This window comes from Streptomyces sp. NPDC093591 (assembly GCF_044764885.1).
In the GTDB taxonomy this organism is placed as follows: domain Bacteria; phylum Actinomycetota; class Actinomycetes; order Streptomycetales; family Streptomycetaceae; genus Streptomyces.
In genome coordinates, this window is sequence record NZ_JBIWIY010000003.1 from 392,628 (window position 1) to 414,854 (window position 22,227).

A 22,227-nucleotide genomic window follows, 5' to 3' on the forward strand; every position below is an offset into this window, starting at 1 on the left:
GGTGTGCTGGGGGGGGGGGGGGGTCCCCCCCGGGGGGGCGCTTCGGGGGGGGGGGGCCCCGCCCCCCCCGGGGGGGGGGGGGGGCCGCCACCACCCCCCCCCCCCCCCCCCCCCCCTCCCGATGTCGAGAAGACAGACCTAGCCGCGTCGGATCGTGATCGTCGTCCACGCCCCGACGTGCACCCGGTCGCCGTCCTGCAGCGGTACCGGCACGAAGGGCTGGATCGGTTCCTCGGAGCCGTTCACCGTCGTGCCGTTCGTCGAGTTCTGGTCGACGACCGCCCAGGTGCCGTCCGGCTGCTGGACCAGGACCGCGTGCTGGTGCGAGACGCCCGGGTCCTCCGGCGGCACCGACAGGTCGATGTCGGGGGTGTCGCCGGTGGAGTGGCGGCGGCGGCCGATGGTGACCTGGTTGCCGGTGAGGGCGCGCTGCTGCTCGGGCGAGTACGCGGGCAGGTTCAGGCCCGCGGCCTCGGGGCCGGAGCGCTGCATCATCGCCATGAAGTACTCGCGGTCCGGACCGATGGTCGCCGACCAGGTCGTCGGCGCCGTCGGCTGCTGCGGGTAACCCGGGCCGGGGGGCGGCGGGGCCTGCGTCGAGCCGGGCTGCGGGTAGCCGTAGCCGCCCTGAGCCGGGCCGCCGGGGCCACCGGGTCCGCCGGGGCCGGACGACGGGGGCGAGATCACCCAGTCGTCACCGCCGCCGAAGGACGGGCCGCCCTGCTGCGGAGGACGGTGGGTCTCCTGCGGGAATCCGGGCGGGGCCGGCGGGCCGCCGGGGCTTGCCTGCCCGGGCTGCTGGAAGCCCTGCGGAGCACCACTGGTCGCGCCCGGGCCGCCGGGCGGGGTGGGGCCGGGCGGCGGCGGAACGGGCCGCGAGGGATCGCCGCCGAAGCCGGAGGGGCCGTTGCCTCCCGGGCCTCCCGGGCCTCCCGGACCACCGGGGGCACCAGGTCCGCCGGGGCCTGGGCCGAAGCCGCCCGGGCCACCGGGGGCACCGGGGCCACCGGGATTGGGGTTGCCGGGGCCGCCAGGACCCGCGCCGAAGCCGCCGGGACCGCCAGGGCCGCCGGGACCACCGGAGTTGGGGTTGCCCGGACCGCCGGGACCCGCGCCGAAGCCGCCCGGGGCGCCAGGACCAGGACCAGGACCGGGGCCACCGGGCCCACCGGCACCAGGGTTGCCAGGACCTCCTGGGCCGCCAGGGCCACCCGGCCCCTGCGGATCCGCGCCGAACGGCGGGATCGGTTCCGCCGGGCGGTTCACCTGGGACGGGCGGGAGCCCTGGTACTCGTACGAGTCACCGCCGCCGAACGACGGCGGCGGCGCCGACTGCTGCTGGAAGTGGGAGGGCAGGCCCGGGCCGCCGGGCGCCTGGGTGCGCGGGGCGGCGGGCGTGTACGACGTCGCCGTGTTGGTCAGGAAGTTCCACCGGCACTCCTCGCAGAACGGCGCTCCGCCCTCACGCGGCGTACGGCACTGCGGGCAGAGCTGCGGCTCCGGAACGGCGGAGGTGGGCGGCGGGCCACCCGGCTGACCGGCGTTCGGGCCGCCGAACGGACCGCCGGGGCCGCCAGGGGCACCGGGCCCACCGGGGGGCGGGAAGCCGTAGCCACCGCCGGGCGGGGGCGGCGGCGGAGGGGGCGGAGGTACGGCACCGGCCATGCGGTGACCGCAGACCTCGCACCAGTCGTCGGAACCCGACTGGTGTCCGTTCGGGCAGGTCGGCATGTCGGCGCTTCCCCCTCTCCTTTCCGGTCGCTTCGACCGGATTTCTCCAACCCCAAGGGGTCAGGCTCGCTGCTTTTCAGGGTCCTGCTAGGGCATTACTCGGTCACTACTGGGTCACTTCTTTACACGAACAGTCTTTGTCGACCGTGTCTCGAGAGTCATCTCATCGGCCTCCGCGACCTTCGCCTTCAGTCGCACAGTACCTGCCGCGGCATCGACCACGTCCACCACCTTCGCAAGGAGTTTCGCCGTATCCGCGTTTCCGGAGGCGCTGGCGAGCTGAACGGCCCGGCCCAATTTGGCCGTTGCTCCATCCATATCCCCCGCTTTGCGTAGATCCAGACCTTGCTGGATGGCTTGTGCCAGTTCGGCTTGGCCCGTGTAGTGGGCGACCTGGGGGTTGATCGACGTCGAGGCGACCATGTCGTCGGTCCATACGGCCCGTACGAGGCCCTGGGCGCCCAAGTTCTGCGCGGTGCCGTCGGGTTGCGGGATGACCAGGGAGACCCGGGCGGCGAGCATCTCCCGGCCGAGGTCGGCCGCGGGAACCTCGACGCATACGTGGTAGTCACGGGACTCGTCGCCCCAGGAGCCGGTGGGGTAGTCCCCGGCGCGAGGGCCGGCCTCCGTGCGGCGGTCGGTCAACTCCTCCATCGTCGGCGCGACTTGCTTGACGAACTTGATGGTCGTGCCGACCGGTGTCCACACCCGCAGGGCGACGTCCGCGACCTCCTTGCCCATCGCCGTCTCCATCATCCGCGTGAAGTCGGCGGCGAGACCGGCCGGATCGGCGACGATGTCGGCGCTGCCGAGCAGGGCCGAGGCGATCGCTGTGACTTCTTTCACTTCCCAGTCCGTACCCACGCCGCGGGCGTCACAGGTGAAGCGTCCGGCACAGGCGTCGAGCGCGGCCCTGAGGTCCTCGGGCGACTCGTGTTCATTGCGGCCGTCGGTGAGCAGGATGCCGTGCCGGATGGCGACGTCGGCCGAGGACAGCAGGCGGTCGGCGAGGCGCAGCCAGGTGCCGATGGCCGTGCCGCCGCCCGCGCTGAGTCGACGCAGGGCCTGCTTGGCCTGGTCGCGGGTGGTGCCGTCGGCCACGGCCAGGCGGCCGCCGCCCGGATAGACCTCCTTGGCCACGTGCGTGCCGCCGACCACCGCGAAGTGCACACCGTCGCGCAGGGTGTCGATCGCGGCGGCCGTGGCGTCGCGGGCGTTGCGCATCTTGGTCGGCGGGTAGTCCATCGAACCCGAGCAGTCGACCATGATCGCCACGCCCGCGGACGGGCCCTGCCCCGGCGAGTAGAGGTGGGGTGCCGCGACCGCGCTCCCGACCGTGCCGCCGCCGGTCGCGGTCACCGTGACGATCGCGTTGACCTCGCGACCGCCCTCCGGCAGGTACTCGTTCTGGTACACGTCCACCGAGAACTGTGGCACGTTCGACTTCGAGAAATTGGCCATGTGCTCTCAAATCCCCCTAAAGAACCCCGTGGTGGGGCCATGGCTGTCGGCGGACCGGTCCCCTCCGGTCCGATGAGGCTGTCCCCGTGGTGCGGCCTCAGGCCGATCCTGCCCCCATCGGCGGTGCCGGGAACGGCAGGACGGCCACTGTTACGTTGTCGTGGCCCCCGCCGTCGAGGGCGTGACCGACGAGCACCTGGGCGCTGTGCAGGGGGCGCGCGGCGGCGTCGAGGGGCACGACCTCGGCCATGTCGTCGGCCGCCTCGGCGTAGTTCCACAGCCCGTCCGTGCACACCACCACCACACCCGGACGGTCCGGCTTGAAGGAAGCGGTGTGCGGTTCCAGTTCGTAGGCGTCCGCGCCGAGCCAGCCCGTGATCGCGTGGGCGCGCTCGTCGGCGTACGCCTCGGCCTCGTTCATCAGGCCGGCGGCGACCATCTGCGCGGCCCAGGAGTCGTCCTCGGTGAGCCGGGCCGGGGGAGTGCTGCGGTCCACGGGGACCCAGTAGGCGCGGCTGTCGCCGACCCAGCCGACGATCAGCAGCTCGGGCGTCACCACGGAGCCGACGATCGTGCAGGCGGGGGCGTTCTGGTGCGGGCCCTGCTCGCGGATGGTGGCCGGCTCGGCGGCCAGCGCGTTGACCGCGTTCGCGGCGGCGACGATCGCTTCGTGCATGGCCTGCTGCGGGTGCGTGCCGCGCGGCAGGGCGGTCAGCAGCGACTCGCTCGCCGCTCGGGACGCGGCCATCGACGCGTCGTCGGGACGGGTCGCCGAGGACACTCCGTCGCAGACGATCGCCAGGACCGCGGGCCGGCCGTCGGGCAGCGCGGTGCAGGCCACGGCGAACGCGTCCTCGTTGCGGTGGTGGCGCAGGCCGCGATCGCTGACGGCGGCCACCGGACCGGCGTCCAGCTCCATGTGGTCGCGTTCGCGCGGCTGGGCGTGCCCGCAGTTCTCGCAGTACCCGTCGTGGTCCACGCGGCCCGCGCGGCAGGCCACGCACACCTTGGTGCCCTCGGGCGGGGTCGGCAGGTCGGTGACGACGCGCGGATCGGGCGCCTGCAAGGGGTACTCCTCGGGCTCGGGAGGACGGTCGAAACGGACGCCGGAGGCCGGGGAGTCGGGAGAGCCGGTCGGGGCGGGGGGAGCGGGCGGTGTCCTCGGACCGGCCGGCGCGTCGTGGCCGCCCGGGGCCGGGACGGTGGGGAAGCCGGGCGGGGTGTGGTGGCCGGGGACCGGGAAGCCGCCCGGGAGACCGGGGCCGGGCGACACGTCGGGACCGCTCACCGCGGGGGGCATAGGTGCGGCGTGCGGCGGCGACGGGGGGAGTGGGGGCGTGCCCGGGGGCAGTTCGTGTCCGCCGGAGCCGTCCGGGGTGGCGGCGCCGGGCCAGTCCGTGCCGGGCGTGCCCGTGGCGGGGGGCGGCGCCGAGCCGTTCATGACGATGGTCGGGTTGTCGTCCGGCCGTACGGGCACGGCGGACAGGTCGTATCCGCACGCACCGCAGAAACGGTCACCCGACTCGAGCGGCCATTCGCAGCTCGGGCAGGCGGACAACTGGGGCATCTGCGACATCAACTACACCCACGTCCGGGGGCGGTAACGGTTGGCACGTTCCACCAGGTCGATCCTCTCCTCGCCGCCCCGTGCGAGCCGGGCCAGCGTGCGGTACGAACGCTCCAGGCCGAAACGCAGTCCCCGCTCGTCCAGGCCGCTGCCGAGCAGCGTCCGTCCTCCGGTGGCGGTGGGAGGGGCGGAACCCTGGCCACCGGAGAGTATCCAGTCCAGCGCGCAGCCGAGGACTTCCGCCGACAACTGCTCCCGGCGCGCCGGATCCAGACCGTACGCGTCCAGGGCCTCGACCTGGCCCGCAGCCGCGATCAGGTCGTCAAGAAACGGTACGTCAGCGGCGAGCGCCGTGCGCCCGCGCAGCCGGGCGCGGACGGCCGCCACGCGTGCGGCCGTGTAGTGAATGGAGCTCTCCGGAACTGACTCCAGGGTCCGTACGGCGCCGCGGCGGTCGCCGGCCGCCAGCTGGACGCGGGCGAGACCGAAGGCGGCGCTCACATAGCTCGGGTCGGTCGACCACACCAGGCGGTAGTACTCGGCGGCGTTGTCCAACTGGCCCAGCACCTCCGCGCACAGGCCGAGGGCCAGCTTGGGGGCGGGCTCGCCCGGGAAGGCGTCGTAGATCGCGTCGAAGGCGAGCGCGGCGCCCTCGTGGTCGCCGGTGACGAGCGCGGCCACGCCGCGGTACCAGACGACCCGCCAGTCGTCCGACCGCTCGTCCTCCAGCTTCAGCAGGGCCTCGTGCGCGGTGCCCGTGTCGCCGTTCTCCAGCCAGGCCCGCACCTGCCGCAGCCGCGTCTCGGTCGACGGCGCCGCGGCGGCGGCGAGCGCGCCGAGCAGCTCGGCCGGTGCGGTGGTCATCAGACCCGCCAGGAAACCGGCGTTGGGGTCGGAGGGGTCGACCCGGGGGACCGGAAGCGCGAGGGCGGCCACGGCGGCGTCGGCGACCTTGACGATGCCGGCGGACACGGCGGACACGGCGGACGGCGCGGACACGGCGGGCAGGTTGGCCGTGGGGAGGGAGAGTTGCTGCTGGGTGCGCTTCTGGGTACGCACGACCCGCGCCCCCAGCCGTGACACGTCCCCTTCGAGCTTCGGGAACAGCTCCGTGTCCGTGACCCGTACCTCGGGGCCGAACAGGGTCGACAGCGACGGCCTGGCCCGACCCGTCTGCAGGGACACCACCTCGCGCAGGACGCCGGTCAGTTGCTCCGTCATCTCCTGCGCGGAGGCGAAGCGGCGGGCCGGGTCCGGGTCGGTGGCGCGGACCAGGAGGCGGTAGAAGGACTCGTACTGGCGGAAGACCTCGATGTTGTCGGGGTCGGGCAGCGAGTCGACGTAGACGTTCGTGTAGCCCTGGAAGTCGAAGGCCAGGACGGCGAGCGTGCGGGCGACGGTGTACAGGTCGGACGCCACCGACGGGCCGACCTCCGCGACCTCCGGCGCCTGGTAGCCCACCGTGCCGTAGATGGCCGACTCGTCGTCGTCCATCCGGCGCACCGCGCCCATGTCGATCAGCTTGAGCTGATCCTCGGTCTGGATGGCGTTGTCGACCTTGAAGTCGCAGTACAGCAGGTTGCGGCTGTGCAGGTGGCCGAGGGCCTCCAGCGCCTCGATGCCGTACGCGCACGCCTGCTCGACGGGGAGCGGGTCACGCTTCCCGGTGGGCGTACGGCGGCCGTTGGCGATCTCCTTCAGCGACTTGCCGCCGACGTACTCCATCACGATGTAGCCGTCGAGCGAGCCCGTGCGCTGGTCGAGGTGCTCGACGAAGTTGTAGATCCGCACGATGTTGGCGTGCTCGATCTCCGCGAGGAAGCGCCGCTCGGAGATCGCCGCCGCCATCGCGTCCTGGTCGCCGGTGTCGAGCAGGCCCTTGAGCACCACCCAGCGGTCGGAGACCGCGCGGTCCACGGCGAGGTAGATCCAGCCCAGGCCGCCGTGCGCCAGACAGCCCACGACCTCGTACTGGCCGTGCACGATGTCCCCGGACCTCAGCTTCGGGACGAAGGAATACGGGTGACCGCACTTCGTGCAGAAGCCCTCCGTACGGCCCGGCCGGTCGCCGCGCGCCCGGCCCACCGGCGCCCCGCAGTCCGAGCGGGAGCAGAACCGCTTGCGCTCGGGCACCTCCGGGTTCTCCAGCACCATCGCGCGCGGGTCGGGCCGCGGCACGTCCGGGACCTGGACCAGGCCGACGCCGAGCCGGCCGCGGCCGCTGGAGCCGGCGGTCGAGCCGGAGCTGCGCACCGACACCGAGCGGCTCGTGGAACGGCCCGACAGCGAGCGCGACAGCCGTCCCGACACCGAGCGCCGGGACTTCGACGACTGCGACGACGTACGCGAACTGCCGCGCCCGGTGGAGCGGGAGCCGGCGCTGCCCGCCGAGCCGCGCGAACCCTTGCCGCCGGCCGTCACCCCGGTGGGCGGCGAGCCCACCATGCCGGTCGCCGACACGACCGGGGCGAGGCCGCAGGTGTCGCAGTACAGCTCGCCACCGCCCATGTCCTCGTACGTCCCGCCGCAGTCGGGCCGCTGGCAGCTCTGTTGTGCCTGACTCATGACGACGACTCCCCCCTGTTCCCCCTGCCCCTCATGATCCCGGCCCCTGCCGGTCCTCGGGCCCGCGCGGCCCCGGCACGCGTGGACCGCCGAGCAGTTCGGCGGCCGCCTGCTGGTAGCGCAGGACCGCCTGTTCGGCGACGCGCAGGTCGCAGGGGGCGCTCCACAGCATGCGGCGGGCCGCGTCGTAGCGCTCGATGAGGAACGGGTCCTCCGCCAGGCCGTGCCGGGCCACCTTCGCCTTGTACGCGTCGAGGCGGCCGCGCAGTTCGGCGCGGACCGCCAGGGGCGCGGTGACCGCGGTCAACGACTCGCGGGCGCGCAGCAGTTCGTCCTCCGCCTTCTGCTCCAGGGACTCCAGGAGCGGGGACAGGCGGTGCCACTGGGCGTGTCTGCGGTACTCGGCGGCCGTCGCCAGCTGCTCCTGCAGCACGGTCGGCGGGCCGCTGACGACCGGCACCTCCGTGGCGGCGATCTTCGCCAGCACCTCGCCGCGCGCGGTACGGGCCTCGGCGAGTGTGCGGTCCGCGCGGGACAGCACGTCACGCAGTTTGATCAGGCGCTGCTCGGCGTCCTGACGGACCGTCAATACGGCGTCGATCTCCCGGCGTACGTCCTCCAGGGCGCGCGCCTCCCGGTCGTAGACCGTGGTGTCCGGCTTGCCCCCGCCGGGGGCCGAACTCCCTTGCGTGGGGACCCAGTAGGCGAGCGGGTCGGACACCACCTCGGCGCGCAGGTTGGTGAGCGTGCGGGTGATGCGCTCCAGATCGTCGCCCGCCGGGTGCTCGCCGGGGCGTACGCCCACGGAGTGCGCGAGCCGACGAGTGCGCTGGAGTTCCGCGGCCAGTAAATCGATGCGGGCGGGCAGCGCCGACCAGACCGCGTCGGCGGCGACGACCATGTCCAGCGAGGTCGCGTACAGCTCGTTCATCCGGTCCACCAGGGTGACCAGGGTGAACTGTTCGCTGAGCTTGCCCGAACCGCCGTGCAACGTCGGGGTGTTCGCGGTCGCGGCCGCCGAGCCCGCGACCGTCACGGACTCGCCGCGCAGCAGTTCCGTCAGTTCCACGAGGTCGTCGCGGCTGGACCAGCGGCGCCGGGAGCGGATCTCGCGGGCGGAGCGCAACGCGTCCGTGTACGCGTCGAAGTACGCCCACAGCAGCGTGATCGACGCCTCCGCGGCCGTCCAGCGCTCCTTGGTGACGCCCGTGAGCTCGGCGCCCTCGAGAAGTCTGCGGCCCGCGTGGTCCTGCAGGGCGAGGAGCGAGGTCTCGATCGCCTCGTGCTCCGCGCCGAGCCGCGCCAGCGCACGGTCCACCTCGTCCCGGTCCATCACCGGCCCGGCGGGGTCCGTGACGCCCATCGATCACCTCTCGCTGCGTTGTGTTCCGTCAGTGGTCTTCGTCAGTCTTCGTCGGTCTTCGTCGGTCTTCGTCAGTCTTCGTCGGTCTTCGTCATCGGTTGTTCGTCATGGGCTGTTCGTCAGTTGATGATCGGTCACTTGTAGCGGGCCGCGGGAGGGGTCGCCGACGCCGACTTCTTGTCGCCCTGGTCCATGGTCGGGTGCAGCCACTTCTCGTACGACGCCTCCCAGCCGCCGTCCTTGACGTAGTTCTCCAGGGTCCGGTTGACCTGGCGTACCAGATCGTCGGAGCCCCGTTTCATCGCCACGCCGTAGTACTCGTCGGTGAACAGTCCGCCCTTGAGTTCCACCGTGGGATCCTGCGCGGCCTGACTCGCGGCGAGCGCGCCGTCCGTCACGACCGCGTCGACCTCGCCGAGCTGCAACTTCACCAGGCAGTCGAGCTGGTTGGGGACGGTGGTGCTGATGTCGGCGGAGGCGGGGAGGGCGCCGTTCTTCTTGCCCGCTTCGAGGTTGTCGTACGCCGTGGAGCCCGTCGCCGAGCAGATGCGCTTGCCGGCGAGGGTGTCGTTGTAGCCCGTGATCGTCGAGGTCTTGGGCGCCAGGACCTGCTGGCCGGTCACGAAGTAGGGTGCGGAGAAGGCGACTTGCTCGATGCGGTCGCAGTTGATCGTCATGGTGCGGACCACCATGTCGACCTCGCCCTTCTGGATCGCCTCGATACGGCGGCTGGTCGGGATGGCCTTGAACCGCACCGCGTCGCGGTCGCCGAGGATGTCCTGGGCGATCCGGTGGACCAGGTCGATGTCGAATCCCTCCAGCTCACCGGAGGGGTTGTTCGGGTCGAGATAACCCCAGCGGTAGCTGTTGGTGTCGACGCCGACGATCAGGCGCCGGTCCTTGCGGTCCTTGATGGCGTCGACGGTCGGGGTCTTCCCGTCGCCGCCGGACGGCGACAGGCTCTTGTCCTGCGGCTTCTCGCAGTCCTCGGCCCGCACCTGGCTGCCGTGGACGACGCTCCGGCCCCCGGTGACCGCACCGCCGTCCCCGCCCTGTGGCTGGGACAGGGGCAGCAGCAGCGCGAAGGCCACCGCCAGGGCGCAGACGAACGCCATCGCGCCCACCCCGCCCCAGCCGCGCAGGCCGGCCCGCAGACGCCGCCACGGGCTGAGTGCGCCCCGGAGGCGAACCGAGTCGTCGCGTGCGTTCATCGTCCTGCCCCCTTTCACCGGTACTCCGACAGCCTGCGACCGATGCCGAGTACCGCGCCGGCCGCGCCCAGGACCGCGAGGACCGCGGCGCCGGTCGGGAGGCCGGTCAGCGAGTCACGGCCGTCGCTCGCGGCCTGCTGGAACTCGTCCTGCTCGTGCTCGATCGCCGCCGCGATCGCCTTGTCGACCTTGTCGAAGCACACGCTCGTCGGCTCCTTCGCGGCGCCGATGACGCGGTCGCGGGCGGCCTGGTAGTTGCCCGAGTTGTTGTCGTCGCGGGCGATGACGTGGCGGTCCTTCCAGATCTTCATGAAGCCGTTCGCGTCCTGAACGGGCTTCTTCCCCGCCGTGTCGTCGGCGAGGCCCTCGGCGCGGACGAGCGCCTTGCCGAGCTGTTCGATCTCCTGGTCGTAGCCCCACTCGTACGCGTCCACCACCGTGCCGTCGTCGAGCGTCCTGGTGTCCGCGCCGCGGCGGACCAGGTTCAGGTTCTCGTCGCTGCGGGCGGTCAGGGAGGCGATGCGGGCCTCGTGCAGCACGTTGAGCGAGCGGACGCCGTGGTCGTAGGAGTCGGTCAGGCCCGCGCGCGCGACGGTGTGGCCCACCGCCAGCCACAGCAGGACCACCGTGGAGGCGGCCGTGGCCGTGACGAGGCCGTGGTTCAGGACCCGGTTGGTGCGCTGGTAGTTGCGGCGCTGGGCCCAGGCGAGGGCGGCCAGGGCGAGGAGGCCGAGGCCGGCCGCGGCCCAGGGGAACGACTTCGCGTCCGCGTAGTCGTCGCGCAGGCGCTGGTTCTCCGTCTGGTGGAGCTTCTCGGCGGCCGGCAGCATCTTCTGCTGCATCATCTCGTTCGCCGCGCGCAGATAGGCGCCGCCCACGGGGTAGCCCTGGCGGTTGTTGGCCCTCGCGGTCTCGACCAGGCCCTTGTACTGCGGGAGCAGCCTGCTGAGTTCGGCGATGGTGTTCGCCGAGGTGGAACCCGGTTCGGAGTTGGCGGCGGCGGTGACGAGTTTCGAGGCGGCCCTGCGGATGTCGCTCTCGTAGCCCTCGCGCATGGCGGGCTTCTCCTGCAGGCCCGCGAGATAGCCGCTGGCCGCCGCGGTGTTGGCGTCCGCCAGGGAGCGGTAGATGTCGGCCGCGTCCGAGCTGAGGGGCTGGCTTCGGTGGAGCACGTCGTCGGCGGCGCTCGCCCGCTCGGTCATCTGCCAGGCGGCCACGGCACCGAAGGCGACCACGAAAAGAGCGAGGAGGGCGCCGATGATCCGCAGGCGGCCGGGCTCGGTGGTGGCGGCCGCGCGGAGCTGGTCGAGGCCCTCGGCGAAGGCGGTGCGGCGGGGCCCCGCGGCCGGTGCGGTGGGGGAGGCCGGGGGCGTGGCGGGCCGGACGGGCTGTGGCGGTACGGACGGCATGGTGGGTGCGCCGGGTGCCGGGGCGGGTCCCGGTGGTGGTGCCGCGCTCTTCGGCGTCTGTGTCACTGCTGACCTCCCCCGTGGTCATCCGTCGCGGCAAGTATCGCTGCCGGGACTGACATCCGCACCGGGCTTCACTGGATCTTGATCGGATCGCAGCGCGGATGCGGGGGTTCCGGCGCACCGGACACGCCCCGCACCACCCCCTGCCCATGAACACGCCGGGAGAATCGGTTCGGTTCCAAGGTTCAGGGTCGACTGGGGGCGCGAGCCCCCAGCGGGCCCTTACGGCTCGAAGTGCCGGCGGAGCCGGGTATGCGCCTCCCCAGGGGCCCGTACCGCGTCCAGTCCCAGCAATGCCGCGCCCAGCACCGGACTCGCCGTGACCACCCCCGGTACGGCCTTGGGGGCGCGGGAGGCGAGCAAGTCCCGGATGCCGTCGATGAGTCGGGGGTGCCGTGCCGCCAGGACGCCCCCGCCCAACAGCACCTGTGTCTCCTCCTCCAGCAGGTCCAGCCGGGTCAGCGCGACCGTCGCCATCGTCACCACCTCCTCGGCCAGGCGGTCGACGAGCTCGCGGGCGACCGGGTCCCCGGCCGCGGCCGTGCCGAACAGGACCGGGGTCAGTTCGTGGCGGCGGGCGGGGGCGATGTGTTCGAGGTGCAGGGCCTCGATCAGGGCGTACATCGTCGGCAGGCCGAAGTGGGCGGGGAGGGTGCGCGCCAACTCGGTGGGCACTCCGCGGCCGTCCTCCGCCCGGGCCGCGTGCCACAGGGCCTCCTCCGAAAGCCCCCAGCCGCCGCCCCAGTCGCCGGAGATGCGGCCCAGCGCCGGGAAGCGGGCCGTACGGCCGTCGGGCCGCATGCCCACACAGTTGATGCCGGCGCCGCAGACGACGGCCACACCGCGGGGTTCCGCCACGCCCGCCCGGAGGATGGCGAAGGTGTCGTTGCGGACGTCCACGGTCGTGCCCCACGCGCGTGCGTGCAGCGCGCTCGCCAGGATCTCCTCCTCCACCGGGAAGTCGGCGTTGGCCAGGCAGGCCGAGACGTGGTCGGCGCGGGTGACACCTGCCGCGGCGAAGGCCTCCTCCACCGCTTCGGCGAGGGCGTCCATCGCCGGCTCCACGCCTACCGTCGGCGGGCGGAATCCGCCGCCGCGGGCCGTGGCCAGCACGGTTCCGTCGGCCGCCACCACCGCCACGTCGGTCTTGCTGTTGCCCGCGTCCACGGCGAGGACACATGCGGTCAGGCCCACGCGAGGTGCTCCCGGTTGTGTGCGATCAGTTGGTCGGTGAGTCTCTCCGCGTACCCATACTGGCCGATCAGGGGGTGGGAGAGCAGCGCCTTGAAGACTCGGGTACGGCCACCGTGCAGGGCCGCGTCGAGTGCCAGGTCCTCGTAGGCCGTCACCTGGGCCATCAGGCCCGCGTACAGGGGGTTCAGGGGTGCGACCGGGAGAGGGAGCGCGCCCCTCGGACCCACCCCGGCCTGTACCTCGATCACCGCGTCGTCGGGCAGGAAGGGGAGCGTGCCCTTGTTGTAGGTGTTGACCACCTGGTACGGGCTGCCGGCGCCGTTCAGCAGCGCCGCCGCCAGGTCCACCGCGGCCTCCGAGTAGTACGCGCCGCCCCGCTTGGAGAGCAGCTCCGGCTTCTCGTCGAGGGCCGGGTCGGCGTAGAGGGTGAGCAACCTTCTTTCCATTTCCGCCACTTCCGCGGCTCGCGACGGTTTGGTGCGCAGTTCTCGCACCACCTCGTCGTGGGCGTAGTAGTAACGCAGGTAGTACGACGGCACCACGCCCAGGCGGTCCAGGAGGGGGCGGGGGAGGTGCAGGTCGGCGGCGATGGTGTCGCCGTGGCCGGCCAGCAGTTTCGGCAGCACGTTCTCGCCCTCGGGGCCGCCCAGGCGTACCCCGGTCTCCCAGGTGAGGTGGTTGAGGCCCACGTGGTCGAGGTGGACGTCGGCGGGCGTCACGCCGAGCATGGCGGCGAACTTGCGCTGGAAGCCGATCGCCACGTTGCACAGGCCGACCGCCTTGTGGCCCGCCTGGAGCAGGGCGCGGGTCACGATGCCGACCGGGTTGGTGAAGTCGATGATCCAGGCGGTGGGGTTGGTGCGGCGGACCCGGTCCGCGATGCCGAGGACCACGGGGACGGTGCGCAGGGCCTTCGCCAGGCCGCCGGCGCCCGTCGTCTCCTGGCCCACGCAGCCGCAGTCCAGGGGCCAGGTCTCGTCCTGCTCGCGGGCCGCCTGGCCGCCCACGCGGAGCTGGAGGAGGACCGCGTCCGCGCCGTCCACGGCCGCGTCCAGGTCTGTAGTGGTGGTGATGGTGCCGTTGTGACCCTGGCGGGCGAAGATACGGCGGGCCAGGCCACCGACCAGCTCCAGGCGGTCCGTCGCCGGGTCCATCAGGACCAGTTCCTCTATGGGCAGGGTGTCCCGGAGGCGGGCGAAGCCGTCGATGAGTTCGGGGGTGTAGGTCGAGCCGCCGCCGACCACGGTGAGTTTCATGCCATCAACCCTTTACTCCGGTGAGCGTGACACCCTCGACGAACGCCTTCTGGGCGAAGAAGAACACGAGGATCACGGGGGCCATGACCAGTACGGTCGCGGCCATCGTCAGGTTCCAGTCGGTGTGGTGTGCCCCCTTGAACGACTCCAGGCCGTAGGAGAGCGTCCAGGCGCCCGGGTTCTCGGACGCGTAGATCTGGGGGCCGAAGTAGTCGTTCCACGCGTAGAAGAACTGGAACAGGGCCACAGCGGCTATGCCCGGTTTCGCCATGGGAAGGACCACTCGCAGGAGTGTGCGGAGTTCACCGCAGCCGTCGACCCTGGCGGCGTCCAGGTACTCGTTCGGGATCGTCATCAGGAACTGGCGCAGCAGGAAGATCGAGAACGCGTCTCCGAACGCCATCGGGATGATCAGCGGCCAGAGGGTCCCCGAGAGGTCCAGCTGCTTCGCCCAGAACAGGTACATCGGGATGATGATCACCTGGGGAGGCAGCATCATCATCGAGATGACCAGCATCAAGGACAGGTTCCGGCCGCGGAAGCGGAACTTGGCGAGCGCGTACGCCACCGGGACGGACGACACGACGGTGAGGACCGTGCCCAGACCGGCGTAGACCAGGGTGTTCTTCCACCACGTCAGGAAGCCGGGTGTGTCGAAGACCTTGGTGTAGTTGCCCCACTCCCAGGTGTCCGGGACCAGGTCGCGGGTGAGGGCCTGCTGGTCGCTCATCAGCGAGGTCAGGACGACGAACACGAAGGGCAGGGTGAAGAAGAGGGCGGCCGCGACGCCGAGGGAGTGGACGGCGATCCACTCCAGGAGCGCCCTGCGGCGGGCCGTGCGCTCGGCGACTGTCGGGTTTGCCAACTGAACTGGCTTGTCCAGCACTTGGGTCATGTTCAGTCACCTGCCTGCATCAGTCCGCCCCGACGCCGCATCAGCAGCGCGGTGAAGGCCATGGCGAGGGCGAAGAGTACGAGCGCGACCACGCAGGCCGATCCGTAGTCGAAGCGCTGGAAGCCGAGGTTGTAGACGAGTTGGGGGAGGGTCAGGGTCGACTTGTCGGGGTAGCCGGGCTCGAACTGCTGGCCCGAGCCGCCGATGATGCCGGAGGCGACCTTCCCCGCCACCAACGGCTGTGTGTAGTACTGCATCGTCTGGATCACGCCCGTGACCACGGCGAACATCACGATCGGCGAGATGTTCGGCAGGGTGACGAACCGGAACCGCTGCCAGGCCGACGTCCCGTCCAGCTCCGCGGCCTCGTACTGCTCCTTCGGAACGTCGAGCAGCGCGGCCATGAAGATGACCATGAGGTCGCCCACGCCCCACAGCGCCAGCGCGGTGAGGGCCGGCTTGGACCAGGAGGGGTCCGTGAACCAGCCGGGTGTGGGCAGGCCCAGGCCGTCCAGGACCGAGTTGACGGGGCCGGTGCCGGGGTTGAGGAGGAAGACGAAGGCGAGTGTCGCGGCGACCGGCGGGGCGAGGTACGGCAGGTAGAAGAGAGTGCGGAAGACACCCGTGCCGGTCTTGATCTTCGTGATCAGCAGGCCGATGCCGAGCCCGAACACCACCCGGCAGGTGACCATCACCAGCACCAGCCAGAGCGTGTTGCGCAGCGCCGGCCAGAACAGCGGATAGTCCTCGAAGACGTAGGCCCAGTTGCCCAGGCCGCGGAAGACCGGCGTGCCGAAGCCGTCGTACTTCATCAGCGAGAAGTACACGGTGGACACCAGCGGATAGGCGAAGAAGACGCCGAACCCGATGAGCCACGGTGACAGGAAGACCACCGTCCGAAGCGCCGACCTGCGGCGCTTCGCGCGGAGAGTGTGCGTGGACATCGACGGCGCTACTTCGCCTGCTGGATGTCGGTGTCGATCTGCTGCGCGGTCTTCTCCAGGCCGGCCTTCAGATCCTTCACCTTGCCTGACTCGTACTGGTAGCCGAAGTCCTGCAGCGTCGTCTGGTACGTCGAGCCGTTGACGGAGGCCGGCGGGGTGTTCGAGTGCGGGTTCTGGGCGATGTCCAGGAACGTCTTGAAGCCGGGGTCCACCTTCAGGTCGGGCGACTTCAGCGCGGCGAACGTGGAGGGCACGTTGTGGATGGCGTTGGCGAAGGACACGACGGCCTCGGTGTCGGTGGTCAGGTACTTCACCAGCTCCCAGGCCGCGTTCTGCTTCTCGCTCTGCGGGGCGATGCCGATGATCGTGCCGGAGAGGAAGCCCTTGCCGTACTCGTCGGCCTCGTCGTCCGCGACCGGCATCGGAGCGGTGCCGATCTCGAAGTCGACACCGGCGTCCTTCGCCATGCCCAGGCGCCACTCGCCGTCGAGCTGCATGGCCACCTGGCCGGTCTGGAACGGGTGCTTGGCGCCCCACTCGTCACCGAAGGTGTTGCGGTACCTCTCCAGCTTCGCGAAGCCGCCGAGGTCGTCGACGAGCTTCTTCTGGTACGTGAACATCTCGGCGAAGGCCGGGTCCTTGGCGATGTTGGACTTGCCGTCCTTGTCGAAGTAGGCGTGGTCCCACTGGGACATGTAGTGGTCCACGACCGTCTCGTAGCCGTGGTACGTCGGCATGAAGCCGAGCTGCCGGTAACTGTCACCCTTGCTTACGGTCAGCTTCTTGGCGACCTTCGCGAACTCCGACCAGGTCTTCGGCGGGGACTTGATGCCGGCCTTGTCGAAGGCGTCCTTGTTGTAGTAGAGGCCGTAGGCGTCGCCCAGCAGCGGGAGGGCGCAGCGGGTGCCCTCGAACTGGGTGTAGTCCAGCATCGGCTTCGGGATGGTCTTGTCGAGGTCGAGCTTCGACTTCTCGATGAACGGCTTCAGGTCGAGGAACGCGCCCGAGGAACAGAACTTGCCGATGTTGGAGGTCGTGAACGACGACACCACGTCCGGCCCGCTCGAACCGCCCGCGCGCAGTGCCTGGTTGAGCTTGTCGTCGTTGATGTTGCCGACGACCTTCACCGTGATGTTCGGGTGGGCCTTCTCGAAGCGGTCGACGTTCGCCTGGATCGCCTTGACCTCGGTGGGTGCGCTCCAGCCGTGCCAGAAGGTGATCGTCGTCCTGGCGTTGGGGTCGTCGTCGGCACCGGACGCCGACTGGCCGGTGCAGGCCGTGGTGAGAAGGGCCAGGGAGGCGGTGGCGGCGAGAGCGGCGGCCGCCTTGCGGGACGGTGCGGGTATGGCTTTCCAGGACTTTCCGGGCATGGCGAGGTCTCCCAAAGGCGGGACAGGGGTGGGTGAAGGAAGGCGGGGGGGGTGGGTCAGTGGGTGTGTTGGAGGTGCGCCGGCGGGGGCGGGCGCTCAGCGTGCGGTGTCGAAGACCTCGTCACGCGTGGTCGCGAGCGCGCTCTCCAACGCGCCCCGCAACACGGGATGTTCACGGACGTCGCCGACGACGAGCCGGGGCCGGGACGCGGCCAGCTCCTCCAGCTCGCCCTGGACGAGGGCGCGCAGCACCTCGCCGCCGGACGTGAGGGAGGCGCCGGTGAGGACGACCAGTTCGGGGTCGAGGACGGAGACCAGGGAGGCGAGACCGGTGGCCAGCCGGGTCGCGTAGGTCTCCAGGAGGAGCCGGTTGAGCACGGTGTCCTCCGCGGCGGCCCGTTCGACGAGTCGGGCGGCGGCCTCGGCGTACGGCCCCGATGGGATGTTCGTCATGCCGAGTTCGCGTGCGAGTTGGGGGATCGCCTGCGAGCCGGCCAGCTCCTGGTAGCCGCCACTGTTGGCTTTGGTCACCTGGCGGACCAGGGGTGCGCCCGGAACCGGCAGGAAACCTACCTCGCCCGCGCCGCCGGTCCAGCCGCGGTGCAGGCGCCCGCCGAGGACCAGGGCGGCGCCGAGGCCGCCCTCGTTCCACAGCAGCACGAAGTCCTCGTGGCCGCGGGCCGCGCCGAGCCGCTGCTCGGCCACCGCCACGAGGTTGACGTCGTTCTCGTACTCGACCGGCATCGGCAGGGCGGCGGCGAGTTCGGCCAGGAGCGCGGGGGTGTGCCAGCCGGGGAGGTGGGAGGCGTAGCGCAGCCGGCCCGTGTTGGGGTCGAAGGCGCCGGGGGTGCCGATGACGAGCCGGTGGACGTCGTCGCGGGCGAGACCTGCCGCCTTCACCGCGCCGTCGAGGGCGTCGGTGACCTGCCGGACGACGGGTTGGACCGGCCGCCTGCCGGGGGTGGGCAGTTCGTACGACCCCACCGTGCGGCCCGTGATGTCGGCGACGGCGGCGAGGATGCGTTCGGGGGTGACATCGAGCCCCGCGGCGTACGCGGCGGCCGGATTGACCTCGTACAGCTGGGCGCCCGGGCCGGGTCGGCCCTCCGTCGTGCCGGTCGCCAGGACGAGGCCGGCGGCTTCGAGGCGGGCGAGCAGCTGGGAGGCGGTCGGCTTGGACAGGCCGGTGAGCTTGCCGATCCGCGTGCGGGACAGCGGCCCGTGCTCCAGGAGGAGGTCCAGGGCGGCACGGTCGTTCATGGCGCGCAGGACGCGCGGGGTGCCCGGCGTACCGGCGGTTCCTGCCATGGGAGCGACACCTGCCTTTCGGCTGACCAGCTTCTCAGCGATCTACGACGGAAGTCCATCCAGGATCACTGTTAGGAAAGTTTCCTATCGGGTTGTCCAGGAAGGTAGACCCGGGGAGAAGGCGGCGTCAAGAGAGGTCTATACCAGCAACCCAGTCGTTACCGTGGCAGCCGTCGTCACCCGGTGGTGCTGTGCTCCGGTGCGCGCTCGTGCCGGGGGAGCAGGAGCGGGGTCGCCAGCAGCAGGACCCCGGCGAGGGCGATCGCGGCGCGGGGCCCGGTCAGCGCCGCCAGCAGGCCCCACAGCGCCGTCATGGCCGCGGTCGTCGTCCGGCCCGTGACCTGCCATGCCGACAGGGTGCGGGTGATCCGGTCCGACGGGGTCTGGTCGAGGCGGGTGGTGGCGAGCACCGGGTTGAAGACGCCCGCACAGGTGATCAGACCGAACTCGATGACCATGACGAGCAGGAGTCCGGACGTGCCCGGGCCGACGAAGGCCAGGCCGACGGACCAGCAGGCGCGCAGGGTGCCGGCGGTGAGCAGGACCCGGCGGCGGCCGTACCGGGCGACCAGGCGCCGCGACAGGCGGGAGCCCAGCAGGCCGCCGAGGCACGGGACGGCGAAGGCGAGGCCGTACTGCCAGGGGGCGAAGCCGAGTTGGCCGAGCATGAGGACGGCCAGCACCGGGGCCGGCGCCATGATCAGGGCGTTGACCAGGATCGTGTTGAGGAACAGCGGGCGCAGCGTGGGGTGGGTGAGGATGTGCCGCCAGCCCGCCGGGAGGTCGCTCACCTTCAGGCCTGAGGGCGCGTCGGGGCGGGTCTGCCGCGGTGCCGTCTGTTGCCTTTCCTTACCGCCGATCGCCCGGATGCCCAGCGCCGACAGCAGATAGCTGGCCGCGTCCGCCAGTACCGTCGCCATGGGGCCGAACACGCCGATCGCCACCCCGCCGAGCGGCGGGCCGAGCGCGGTGGCCGTCCATGTCGTGGCCTCGAAGCGGCCGTTCGCCACGAGCAGGTCCTCCGGTGCCACGAGGGACTTCAGATACGCCCCGCTCGCCGCGGTGAACGTGATGTCCGCCGCGGCGACCACCACCGACACCACCAGCAGCTGGCCGAGGCCGAGCCCGTCCAGCGCGAAGGCGGCGGGGACGCTCAGCAGCGCCGCGCACCGGATCAGGTCCGCCGCGACCATCACCGGCCGCTTCCGGCGCAGCTCCACCCACGCCCCGAGCGGCACCGCCACCGCCGCTCCCACCGCGAGCCCCGAGGCCGCAAGCAGCGCCACCTCGGTCGCCCCGGCGTGCAGCACGACGACCGCGATGATCGGGAACGCGTCGAAGGCGAGCCGGGTCCCGAACGTACTGACCCCGTACGCCGCCCACAGCCACCCGAAACCCCGCCCCAACGACCGCTCGCCCGCCATGCCCAGCCCCTGCCTCCGTCGACAACCAAGGGTTGTACAGGACGCCCCCCTGGGCGTGATGACCGGTTCTGGCGGCGCCGTGATCGGGCGCGGCTAGGCTGCGCGGATGACGCGTGACCGTCGCCGTGCGTTGCTCGCTCTCGCCTCGCTCGCCGTGATCATCGCGGGCGTGTCCTTCGTCTTCTGGGCGACACGGCCCGTACCACACGGCGAGTGCTTGATCGCCTTCTCCGAGGTCACCACCATCGGCAGCAAGCCTGCGACCGGGCGTGAGCTGGAGGAACTCGCCCAGCGGGAGTGCAGGAAGGCGATCGCCGAAGGGCGGTGTGAGCGGCCTTGGCCACGGTGGCGGGAGTGGGTCGACTGAGTCGACTGAGGTACGTGCCCGCTGCCCACGCGCGCCCTCGCCGTACGCCCCCAGCTCCCGTCCCCCCGGCCTACTTCGTCACGCTCGGCGGTGTCAGCGGCGTGGCCGCCTGGGCCTGCGGAGAGGACGTGTTGGAGTACGCAGACGGAGCCGCCATGCCCGCCGTCGGGTCGGTCGTGGCCGCCTCCTCCGTGGTGAGGGGAGCGCGGCCGACGATCGGGATGTCGGCGGCGTCGAAGGCGCGCTTGATGCGCCAGCGCAGCTCGCGTTCCACCGTCAGCGACTTGCCGGGCATCGTCTTCGCGGACACCCGTACGACCATCGAGTCCAGCAGCACGCTGTCCAGGCCGAGGACCTCGATCGGGCCCCAGAGGAGCTCGTTCCAGGGCTCCTCCTTGCTCATCTTCTCGGCGACCTCGCCGATGCTGCGCTTGACCTTGTCCAGGTCCTCGGAGGAGCGGACCGTGACGTCCACCCCGGCCGTCGACCAGCCCTGCGAGAGGTTGCCGATCCGCTTGACCTCGCCGTTGCGGACGTACCAGATCTCGCCGTTGTCGCCGCGCAGCTTGGTCACGCGCAGGCCGACCTCGATGACCTCGCCGGATGCCACGCCCGCGTCGATCGCGTCGCCGACGCCGTACTGGTCCTCCAGGATCATGAAGACGCCGGAGAGGAAGTCGGTGACCAGGTTGCGGGCGCCGAAGCCGATCGCCACGCCCGCCACACCGGCGGAGGCCAGCAGCGGGGCCAGGTTGATGTCGAAGGTGGACAGGATCATCAGGGCCGCGGTGCCCATGATCAGGAAGCTCGCCACCGAGCGCAGGACCGAGCCGATCGCCTGCGAGCGCTGACGGCGGCGCTCGACGTTGACCAGCAGGCCGCCGAGGGCCGTGCCGTCCACCGCCTGCGCCGTGCGGTTCATCCGGTCTATGAGCTTGGTGATCGCCCGCCGGATCGCCATTCTCAGCACCGCCGCGATCACCAGGATCAGCAGGATCTTCAGACCTATGGCGAGCCAGGTCGACCAGTTCTCCTCGAACCAGCTCGCGGCCTGGGTCGCGCTCTCCTGGGCGTCCTGGATCGATGGCACCGCCGGGGTCGTCGTCTCCGAGGGGGACGGTGACGGGGACGAACCGGCGGCCAGTAGGACGGCGGGCAAGGACACGGCTGGTACCTCCAGTGCAGCGGCCCGCCCCACCGGCAGATGGTCAAGGTCACGAAAAGGTCACCGGTAGGGCAGGCCCACCACACTATCGGGGCATCGTGTGTGGATCGTCGCCATGTTCGAGGGAGGAACGGTGCCCACCTGGGGATGAACTGGAGGGATGAACCGTTCGTCATCCTGGGGATGAATCAGATGTGGTCGAAAACACTCCCAGCCCGTTACCGGGACATGGTGGCGCTTTCACCAGGCAAGAGGGGAGACTGACTACAGATCGTCCCGGCGCGAGCCACGCGCCGCCGACGCCCAAGGAGGCATCCGTGCCGCATGTCCTGGTCCTCAACGCGTCGTACGAGCCACTCGGCGTCGTACCGCTCCGCCGCGCGCTCGTCCTCGTCCTCGAGAACAAGGCCGTATGCCTCGAGGAGTCCGGCGCCTATCTGCACAGCGCAACCGTCACAGTCCCCGCACCCAGCGTGGTCCGGCTCAAGCGATTCGTCCGGGTTCCCTATCGGGGGCCCGTTCCTCTGACCCGCAGGGCGCTCTTCGCGCGTGACGGGGGCCGGTGCATGTACTGCGGTGGCGTCGCAACCAGCGTCGACCATGTCATTCCGCGCAGCCGCGGGGGCAAGCACGTCTGGGACAACGTGGTGGCCTCGTGCCGTCGCTGCAACCACGTGAAGGCCGACCGACATCTGTTCGAGATCGGCTGGCGGCTGCGCCACAAACCCGCTCCACCCACCGGTCTGGCCTGGCGCATCATCGGCACCGGGCATAGGGACCCGCGCTGGCTGCCGTACTTGCAGCCGTTCGGCGCGGAGGACGCCATGGCCCGGATCGACGGCATTTCCGCCTGACGATCCGGGCCTTCGCATACCCGGCGAACCGTGTGCATGGCATCCGGCCCCGGGGGTCCCCCGTGCCCCCGGGGCCGGCC

17 protein-coding genes are annotated in these 22,227 nt (G+C 71.4%); 2 read left to right on the forward strand and 15 right to left on the reverse strand.

The window, feature by feature from the left end:
- Nucleotides 1–138: 138 nt before the first annotated feature.
- From ACIREI_RS08415 to ACIREI_RS08480, 14 genes are all read right to left on the reverse strand, one after another.
- The gene (locus ACIREI_RS08415) at nt 139–1,731 is read right to left on the reverse strand and encodes an FHA domain-containing protein (protein ID WP_403328912.1); all 1,593 of its coding nucleotides are present in this window, start codon (nt 1,729–1,731) and stop codon (nt 139–141) included.
- A gap of 114 nt (nt 1,732–1,845) precedes the next feature.
- The gene (locus ACIREI_RS08420; protein ID WP_403328915.1) at nt 1,846–3,192 is read right to left on the reverse strand and encodes a VWA domain-containing protein; all 1,347 of its coding nucleotides are present in this window, start codon (nt 3,190–3,192) and stop codon (nt 1,846–1,848) included.
- 97 nt (nt 3,193–3,289) lie between these two features.
- On the reverse strand, nt 3,290–4,768 hold the full coding sequence (locus ACIREI_RS08425; protein ID WP_403328917.1) for a PP2C family serine/threonine-protein phosphatase: 1,479 nt from the start codon (nt 4,766–4,768) through the stop codon (nt 3,290–3,292).
- Between the two features lie 3 nt (nt 4,769–4,771).
- Nucleotides 4,772–7,324 (reverse strand): tetratricopeptide repeat protein, encoded by a 2,553-nt coding sequence (locus tag ACIREI_RS08430; protein ID WP_403328920.1) that lies wholly within the window; start codon nt 7,322–7,324, stop codon nt 4,772–4,774.
- A 31-nt stretch (nt 7,325–7,355) separates the two neighbouring features.
- Nucleotides 7,356–8,687, reverse strand: coding sequence for a hypothetical protein (locus tag ACIREI_RS08435; protein WP_403328923.1), 1,332 nt, complete (start codon nt 8,685–8,687; stop codon nt 7,356–7,358).
- Nucleotides 8,688–8,821: 134 nt separating this feature from the next.
- Nucleotides 8,822–9,898, reverse strand: coding sequence for a glutamate ABC transporter substrate-binding protein (locus ACIREI_RS08440; RefSeq protein WP_403328926.1), 1,077 nt, complete (start codon nt 9,896–9,898; stop codon nt 8,822–8,824).
- A gap of 14 nt (nt 9,899–9,912) precedes the next feature.
- Nucleotides 9,913–11,373 carry a hypothetical protein gene (locus ACIREI_RS08445; protein ID WP_403328929.1) on the reverse strand — a complete coding sequence of 487 codons (1,461 nt, stop codon included), beginning with the start codon at nt 11,371–11,373 and terminating at the stop codon, nt 9,913–9,915.
- A 219-nt stretch (nt 11,374–11,592) separates the two neighbouring features.
- Nucleotides 11,593–12,564: an N-acetylglucosamine kinase gene (locus ACIREI_RS08450; RefSeq protein ID WP_403328930.1), complete on the reverse strand. Its 972-nt coding sequence runs from the start codon at nt 12,562–12,564 to the stop codon at nt 11,593–11,595.
- Complete coding sequence (locus tag ACIREI_RS08455) at nt 12,555–13,820, reverse strand: 6-phospho-beta-glucosidase (protein WP_403328933.1); 1,266 nt, start codon at nt 13,818–13,820, stop codon at nt 12,555–12,557. The genes ACIREI_RS08450 and ACIREI_RS08455 overlap by 10 nt, the downstream gene beginning before the upstream one ends.
- Before the next feature lie 4 nt (nt 13,821–13,824).
- Nucleotides 13,825–14,715, reverse strand: coding sequence for a carbohydrate ABC transporter permease (locus tag ACIREI_RS08460; protein ID WP_403328935.1), 891 nt, complete (start codon nt 14,713–14,715; stop codon nt 13,825–13,827).
- Between the two features lie 2 nt (nt 14,716–14,717).
- On the reverse strand, nt 14,718–15,659 hold the full coding sequence (locus tag ACIREI_RS08465; protein WP_403328937.1) for a carbohydrate ABC transporter permease: 942 nt from the start codon (nt 15,657–15,659) through the stop codon (nt 14,718–14,720).
- Between the two features lie 8 nt (nt 15,660–15,667).
- Nucleotides 15,668–17,005: an ABC transporter substrate-binding protein gene (locus ACIREI_RS08470; protein WP_403329451.1), complete on the reverse strand. Its 1,338-nt coding sequence runs from the start codon at nt 17,003–17,005 to the stop codon at nt 15,668–15,670.
- 120 nt (nt 17,006–17,125) lie between these two features.
- Entirely contained in the window at nt 17,126–18,337 is a 1,212-nt protein-coding gene (locus ACIREI_RS08475; protein WP_403328940.1) for an ROK family protein, read from the reverse strand.
- A gap of 176 nt (nt 18,338–18,513) precedes the next feature.
- Nucleotides 18,514–19,761, reverse strand: coding sequence for an MFS transporter (locus ACIREI_RS08480; protein WP_403328943.1), 1,248 nt, complete (start codon nt 19,759–19,761; stop codon nt 18,514–18,516).
- A 106-nt stretch (nt 19,762–19,867) separates the two neighbouring features.
- Here ACIREI_RS08480 and ACIREI_RS08485 point away from each other — a divergent pair, with 106 nt between their 5' ends.
- On the forward strand, nt 19,868–20,128 hold the full coding sequence (locus ACIREI_RS08485; protein ID WP_403328946.1) for a hypothetical protein: 261 nt from the start codon (nt 19,868–19,870) through the stop codon (nt 20,126–20,128).
- Nucleotides 20,129–20,198: 70 nt separating this feature from the next.
- Here ACIREI_RS08485 and ACIREI_RS08490 read toward each other — a convergent pair whose 3' ends face one another.
- Nucleotides 20,199–21,293 carry a mechanosensitive ion channel family protein gene (locus tag ACIREI_RS08490; protein ID WP_403328948.1) on the reverse strand — a complete coding sequence of 365 codons (1,095 nt, stop codon included), beginning with the start codon at nt 21,291–21,293 and terminating at the stop codon, nt 20,199–20,201.
- Between the two features lie 317 nt (nt 21,294–21,610).
- On the opposite strand from ACIREI_RS08490, the gene ACIREI_RS08495 reads away from it, so the two are divergent.
- Nucleotides 21,611–22,147, forward strand: coding sequence for an HNH endonuclease (locus ACIREI_RS08495; protein WP_403328951.1), 537 nt, complete (start codon nt 21,611–21,613; stop codon nt 22,145–22,147).
- Nucleotides 22,148–22,227 lie beyond the last annotated feature (80 nt).